Origin of the sequence: Peribacillus sp. NPDC097197, from assembly GCF_050278025.1 — a bacterium.
Classification (GTDB): domain Bacteria; phylum Bacillota; class Bacilli; order Bacillales; family DSM-1321; genus Peribacillus.
This window is the reverse complement of record NZ_JBNNST010000009.1, coordinates 180,204-186,712: the sequence shown is the minus strand read 5'-3', so window position 1 is coordinate 186,712 and position 6,509 is coordinate 180,204. Positions and strand designations below refer to the sequence as shown.

Sequence of the window (6,509 nt, the reverse complement as noted above, 5' to 3'; positions counted from 1 at the left end):
AAAAACCAATAGAATGGATGGGACAGTTGGAGAACTGTCCCGTCTCATTTAAGAAAGTTTAGAATTGAGAAACCAAATTGGCATTTATTTGCTGCTTGAACTTTGCCCTATATAGTTACGTTTTTACAATACCCAGTAAAATATCGGAGGCATTTTAAAGCTTATTAAGCTTTTTATTTGATGGGTAAACTCAAGTCTGATCAGTCAGCGACAATGACTTTGGAAAGTTATCAAAAGTAGGAGTGAAGATAATTGAGGAATAAAATCACAATTTTATCTATTTTATCATTGTTATGTTTACTTGGTGCCTGTTCGTCTTTAACCTCTGTCAATGATAACGATATACTTATTAAAACGAAAAGTGGAAATATCTCCAAAGATGATTTATATAAGGAAGTGGTAAATACCGAACGGGGAAAGGAATTGGTTCAGGAATTGGTTTATATGCAAATATTGAAAGGTAAATATGAGGTATCTGATAATGAAGTGAATCATCGATTAACAGAGATTAAAGAACAAGTCGGTGATAAAGATGAATTTACAATATTTCTACAAAAACAAGGATTTAATAATGAAAATGAACTAAAGGATTATATCGAACAATCACTTTATTTCTTAAAAGCAACAACAGAAGGGTTAAAAGTCTCGGATAAACAAATAAAAGATTACTATGAACAAAATAAAGATCAATATACAAAGGTGAGAACTAGCCATATTCTCGTGAAAAATGAGTCAGATGCTAAAATAGTAGATGAAGAACTCAAAAAAGGAAATGACTTTACTGAATTAGCAAAAAAACAATCGACAGACAAGGTGTCTGCATCACAAGGCGGAGATTTGGGTTATCTTTCCGGTCGAAGCCAGGAATTGGATCCGACTTTTCTTGCTGCGGCTATGAAGTTAAAAAAAGGTGAAGTGAGTGAGCCAGTCAAGACACTATTTGGTTATCACATAATTAAGGTAACAGATAGAAAGGAGAAACCATTAAGTGAAGTGGAAGACCAAATTAAACAAACACTTATGGAAAAAGACGCAAAACCGGTACAAGAGGTATTAAACAATTTGAATAAAGAAATTGAGATAAAAGAAGATGTATTTAAAGATGTATTTAAGAATGTAGAATCAAAAGAACCAAATATGTCCCATTAAGGTTAAAATGTTCAACTATAATTTTTCACTTCAGTTTACATAATGCATGTTATTGTACTATTCCATAACTGACGGGCGTATAGTTGTTATGAAATGGTTGTATTTTTTGTTATAAGTGTCTAATAAGAGGATTGTTACAATTGAACAAAACTGATCTAGTAAATACTGTAGCGACACCAGCAGAACCAACAATAGATGATGCTAAAAAGATGGTAGAAGAATACTTGAACAGATTTCTACTACCTGCGAAAGAGGAGAAAGTCCAGTTAGTTGGATTGGTACATTTGAAGTGCGTAACCGTGCAGCATGAATGGGGAGGAATCCGCAAACAGGAAAAAAACTACAAAGTGCGGATTCTAAAGTCCCAGCATTTAAGAGATAAAGAATTAAAGGAAAGCTCTTAAATAAATTTATACTTGTTTAAAATCGTCTTGGGACTCATGTATCAAGGGGATTTTTTTCATGTTATTTTAGGTACTTATAGGACAGCCCCCTGAAATTTTGAACAGGACCCATATTAGCATTCCATAGATAGATTAATTAAAACGTTTTTCGCCATTCGTCATCTTCTAATGCCACTCCATCAGTGCTGACGTAATTCACGATGAGTTCACCTCGAACAAGAGCGCGGTCGGTTTTAATGGATTGAATAATACTGTTAAAATCATTTTCATCTGAATCTTGTTTTTTACGGTGAATTGTAAGAAGGATAGATGGTGCAACATCATACTCTTTATAACTTTTTGGATGATTCGGGTCAATGTCTAATTCTCTTCCAATCTCCCTATCAAAAAGGACAACTAATTCACTAGAATCCCCTATTTTAGCCTGGATTTCTTCATAATTGTTACTATCAGTAATTTCTTTCATTTCCACTGATGACTTTACATCCCCAATTTTTTCTTCGATATAGGGCTTTATTTCTTTTTCTGAATCATCTCTCCATTTATTGGAAATAAAGGAATCCTCCATTTTTCCAGTATGCACGTTAGAATACACAAGAAATTCTGTACCATACTTTTCCTCTCTAACTTTAGCGGCGTATTCAAACTCATCAAAGTTACCCATGTTATCGTATAACACGTCGTATACATACGTTTTTTCTTTAAAATTTTCCACTAGATATTGTTCCGCTTGCACCCGGACTTTCTTTTCTTCGTCAGGATCACCCTTCATACCTTGTGTGAAGGAATACATCAGGATGACTACTCCGGCTAATATAAATAGAAAAATTACAAGTAAAATCAATAAAATCTTTTTTGTCTTACTCACGATATGCCCCCTATTATCCATTCTCTTATTTCCATTATATTCTAATGTTTGAGATATACAAAAAGATATCCAAATTTACTGATTTATCTCTTGGAAAAATACCATTTCCTTGTTGCTGAGAATCTCTACATTAGAGCAGTCTTTTGATACAATAGTTTAATCAGTTGTACATAAAGGAGTGCTAAGTCTTGGAAGCCTTCCAAAGGGATTTGAATCATAATCGTGACGAATATAGAAGGATTAAATGGGGAAAACATCGTGAACGGGTAACAGAATTATTTGATACCGTTTTTTTCAAACAAGCTTTTGTAAATAAAATAGGGATTATTGGAGCGGGCAATTGTGATGATCTGGATTTAAATCATCTATCAACAAAATGTAATTCGATTTATTTATTCGATATAGATAAAGAAAGCATGGTAAATGGAATTAAGAACTTTTCAGAAAGTACTCGCAATAAAATTCAGTTAGTTGCAATGGATGTGACCGGATTGGATAAAATAAATTTCGAACAAACACTGACTTCCATGTTGGAGCATGGTGAAAAGACTGAAGACATCATTCAATACGTATTGAATATGAAGGATAAGTTATCAGAAATCGTTCATAATGAATTCAATGATTATATTGGCCAATTTGACATATTCGCAACATCGGCCATTTATACTCAATTATTTTATAATTGGGCGTTAGATACTCTTGAAAAGAATAAACACCACTATGAACAATTTGATTTAGTAAGAATGAAAGATGGATTTTTGGATGTAAGAGATCAGATTGTGCTTAATTTGCAGGTTGTAGCCTTCAAGTGTTGTACTGGAAATGGGTTCTACATAACCTGGTCCGATATCTTGAAGATGGAACCAGAATACATTGAGACTACCAATCAAGGAATTAACGCCATTTTTTCATTAGCTTCCAATGTCGGGTACGGGGCCGCATTAATTGCCATCCAGCATTATATGAGTAAAGTGGATCGGCAAGATTTTTCCTTGCGCCATTGGTTATGGGATTTCGATGAAAATAAGCAATATTTATCAATCGGGCTATTGGGAAAAGTGAAACAAGTTTAAGGAACATCAGAGGACAATAAGGATATTAGCACAGACCTGCATCAAAAAAATCAAAATCCTACTTTCATATAAAGAGATCCTTTCTACTAGAAATCGAATAGAAGGGATCTCTTTATTTTTGAAAAACCTTACTAGTTATCTGCCACATCCAAAATAGGAAATATATTATTTGTAAGATTTTTCATAAACTTTTTAAACCCTCCATATACACACCAGCGAAGTTTGAATCGTTAAACTAGTGATTACTGGTAAAAAGGAGGACGATGATGATGGACTCACGAGAATTAACATATTTCGAACATACTATAGAAAAGCTAAAGGAAGCTTATGAACAAGTTTCAAAAGATATTACAAAACAAGACCACTCCTATAAAGAGTTACAAAAATATATGATTGATTACAAAAGTGAAATCGATAAATTTGAGATATATGATTATAGCCAAACGTTAAATATGATTGACCGACGGGGTTTTGCTCAAGTTACCGAACGAGAGCAACTAGAGAAACTAATCGATTCCCCATACTTTGGTCGATTTAATTTTGTTTATGAAGGCGATGAACCAGATGAAGTGGAATCATTTTATATAGGCCGTTTTGGATTTAGTGATGAAGCCAGTAATAATCTCATCTATGATTGGCGTGCTCCAGTTTGTAATATGTACTATGAATTTGAAATAGGAAAAGCTTATTATGAGGCAAAAGAAAATCATTTTGACGGTGAAATTGTTTCGAAAAGGCAATTCAAAATCGAAAATTCCAAAATTGAGTATATGGTTGAAAGCTCATTAACAATTCAAGATGCTGTGTTACAAAAGACTTTAAGTGAGCATGCGAATGATAAAATGAAAACGATCGTGACCTCAATTCAACGGGAACAAAATAAAATTGTCCGTAATGATTCTGCCTATAATGTCATCATACAAGGTGTCGCGGGATCGGGGAAAACGGCAGTTGCTCTGCATCGTATTGCGTACCTTTTATACAAATTTCGAGATACCCTACAAGCAAATCGAATTTTTATACTATCCCCTAACAAAGTTTTCGGTGATTATATATCTTCAGTCCTACCGGAACTTGGCGAGCAGCCAATCCGTTCCTTTACTATAGATGAGTTAACGGAACAGTTACTTCCTAACCACTTAACTTACGTATCGTTTGAACAAGAGGTAAAAGATATTTTAGCAGATCCCAAAAGTGGCTATGCAAAAAGAGCTTCGATCAAATCAACTTATGCTTTTGTAGAACAGTTAAATGCTTTTTTACAAAGATTGAACTCAACCTTATTTAAAAATGGTACCCTTTCGGTTGCTGATTATGAATTCACAACAGAATATTTGCAGAATCGTTTCAGCAAATATGCAAAAGAACCCGTACTTATTCGCTTAGAAATGATAGCTGACGATGTAATGAATGTTCTCAAGACGAAGCGCCAAGGTGAACTAAAACTACCCAGTAAAAACGAAATCGTAAAACGATTAAAAAAACGGCTACTTATTAACTCCGCAATCGATATTTATAAAGTATTTATGTCGGAATTCAGTGAAGAAACATTCTATTTCAAAAAGCGGCACTTTGAATTTACCGATGTATATCCCTATCTTTATTGTCAGCTTTACTTTGAGGGTATAAAGACATTTGATATGATACAGCATTTTGTCCTAGACGAGATGCAAGATTATACACCCATTCAATATGCACTACTCGAAAAAGTATTTGAGTGTAAACGTACGATTATTGGTGATTTTAGTCAGGCACTTCTACCATACGAAACAATTTCAAAAGAAGGTTTCGAGCAAATTTTTTCAAACCTAGAATATGTTGAACTAACGACTAGTTACAGGTCATCTTTTGAAATCGCAATGTATGCGAAAAAATTCATGCGTAATTCGACAATTCATCCAATCGCTCGTCACGGAGAGGAACCAAAAGAAATCCCCTATAAAACAATGAATGAAATGATTTTGAGATTGCTTGGATCTATTAAAAATGATTTCAAATCTACAGCCATCATTTGTAAAACGGAATCAGACCTTGTTTTGTTAAAAGAACATGTAAACCATTTGCCGATTCACCTAGTAGATGCTCATACAGAAAAATTCGAAAAGGGGATTATTTTAACAACAATACAATATGCAAAGGGACTTGAATTTGACTCAGTAATAGTGCCATTCGTAAATGGAACGAATTATCGGAATGAATTCGATCGTGGGTTACTCTATATTTCAACGACAAGAGCAATGCATGAACTAACCATTTTAAAAGACGAAGTAAATCCGTCTCCTTTATTATAAGTCCTCTAATAATGCGATGATTGACTTTACGTCTTTCATCGCATTTTTTAAATTTATCTCAAGTTCATCTGTAACATGTAAAAATTCATCAGCAAACTTTGGTGAATTTAAAAGGGATTGAATATCCCGTGCGGTTTGCACTTCTTCAATACCTTCTATTAAATGATGTATGGCTGCAATGGAAAAATAAGCAGTACGGAGCGTACGAATAATTAATAGTTTCTGAATATCACGCTCTGAATATTGACGTCGGTTTTGGGAATTTCGTTTTACCGTAAATAAGCCATTTCTTTCCCAATTCCTAAGGGTTTCTTCCGTTAATTGCAGATTATTTGCTACTTCTTTATGAGTGTATGTCTCAGTATGGACTACTACCTTCGTTAAAATCTTTTCAACTATTTGGACAGCACGACAAGTATAAGAATACTCCGCTTCTAAAAATTGCAGATATTTATTTGCTTCTATTAATGCCTCGCTAAACAGCTCACTACCACTTAATCGGACAATTCGGGTAGCTTGTTTGCGCAGGTTATTTTGAATGAATTCTTGTCGAAAAGCATAGCGAGCGATTTGCATTTGAATTAGATGGATGTTTGAATATCTCCTGTATGTATTTGCTTCTCTGGGAACTGAAGAAATAAACCCCCAATCCTCATAAAGCCTTACAGTGTTAGGGTGAACTTTCACTTTTTTTGCTAATTCATTTGTTCGCATTAAATCACTC

Annotated in this window: 6 protein-coding genes; 4 read left to right on the top strand and 2 right to left on the bottom strand. The window is 34.1% G+C overall.

What is annotated here, in order from left to right:
- Positions 1 to 252: 252 nt before the first annotated feature.
- Both ACQKL6_RS13975 and ACQKL6_RS13970 read left to right on the top strand, forming a co-directional pair.
- Entirely contained in the window at positions 253 to 1,149 is an 897-nt protein-coding gene (locus ACQKL6_RS13975; RefSeq protein ID WP_402991672.1) for a peptidylprolyl isomerase, read from the top strand.
- Between the two features lie 140 nt (positions 1,150 to 1,289).
- Positions 1,290 to 1,553, top strand: a complete 264-nt coding sequence (locus ACQKL6_RS13970) for a hypothetical protein (RefSeq protein ID WP_427591332.1) — start codon at positions 1,290 to 1,292, stop codon at positions 1,551 to 1,553.
- A 136-nt stretch (positions 1,554 to 1,689) separates the two neighbouring features.
- Here ACQKL6_RS13970 and ACQKL6_RS13965 read toward each other — a convergent pair whose 3' ends face one another.
- Positions 1,690 to 2,421 (bottom strand): hypothetical protein, encoded by a 732-nt coding sequence (locus ACQKL6_RS13965; protein ID WP_427591331.1) that lies wholly within the window; start codon positions 2,419 to 2,421, stop codon positions 1,690 to 1,692.
- 188 nt (positions 2,422 to 2,609) lie between these two features.
- On the opposite strand from ACQKL6_RS13965, the gene ACQKL6_RS13960 reads away from it, so the two are divergent.
- Together ACQKL6_RS13960 and ACQKL6_RS13955 are read left to right on the top strand one after the other, a co-directional pair.
- Positions 2,610 to 3,494: a hypothetical protein gene (locus tag ACQKL6_RS13960; protein WP_427651298.1), complete on the top strand. Its 885-nt coding sequence runs from the start codon at positions 2,610 to 2,612 to the stop codon at positions 3,492 to 3,494.
- 269 nt (positions 3,495 to 3,763) lie between these two features.
- Positions 3,764 to 5,785: a HelD family protein gene (locus ACQKL6_RS13955; protein WP_427651297.1), complete on the top strand. Its 2,022-nt coding sequence runs from the start codon at positions 3,764 to 3,766 to the stop codon at positions 5,783 to 5,785.
- On the opposite strand, the gene ACQKL6_RS13950 is transcribed toward ACQKL6_RS13955, so the two are convergent.
- A complete protein-coding gene (locus tag ACQKL6_RS13950; protein WP_427591327.1) occupies positions 5,780 to 6,499 on the bottom strand; it encodes a MerR family transcriptional regulator in 720 nt (239 codons plus the stop codon). The genes ACQKL6_RS13955 and ACQKL6_RS13950 overlap by 6 nt on opposite strands.
- Positions 6,500 to 6,509 lie beyond the last annotated feature (10 nt).

What these genes read in the sequence shown, in the direction of transcription:
- ACQKL6_RS13955 (WP_427651297.1), top strand. Translation starts at nt 3,764, where the DNA reads ATGGACTCACGAGAATTAACATATTTCGAACATACTATAGAAAAGCTA.
- ACQKL6_RS13950 (WP_427591327.1), bottom strand. Translation starts at nt 6,499, where the DNA reads ATGCGAACAAATGAATTAGCAAAAAAAGTGAAAGTTCACCCTAACACT.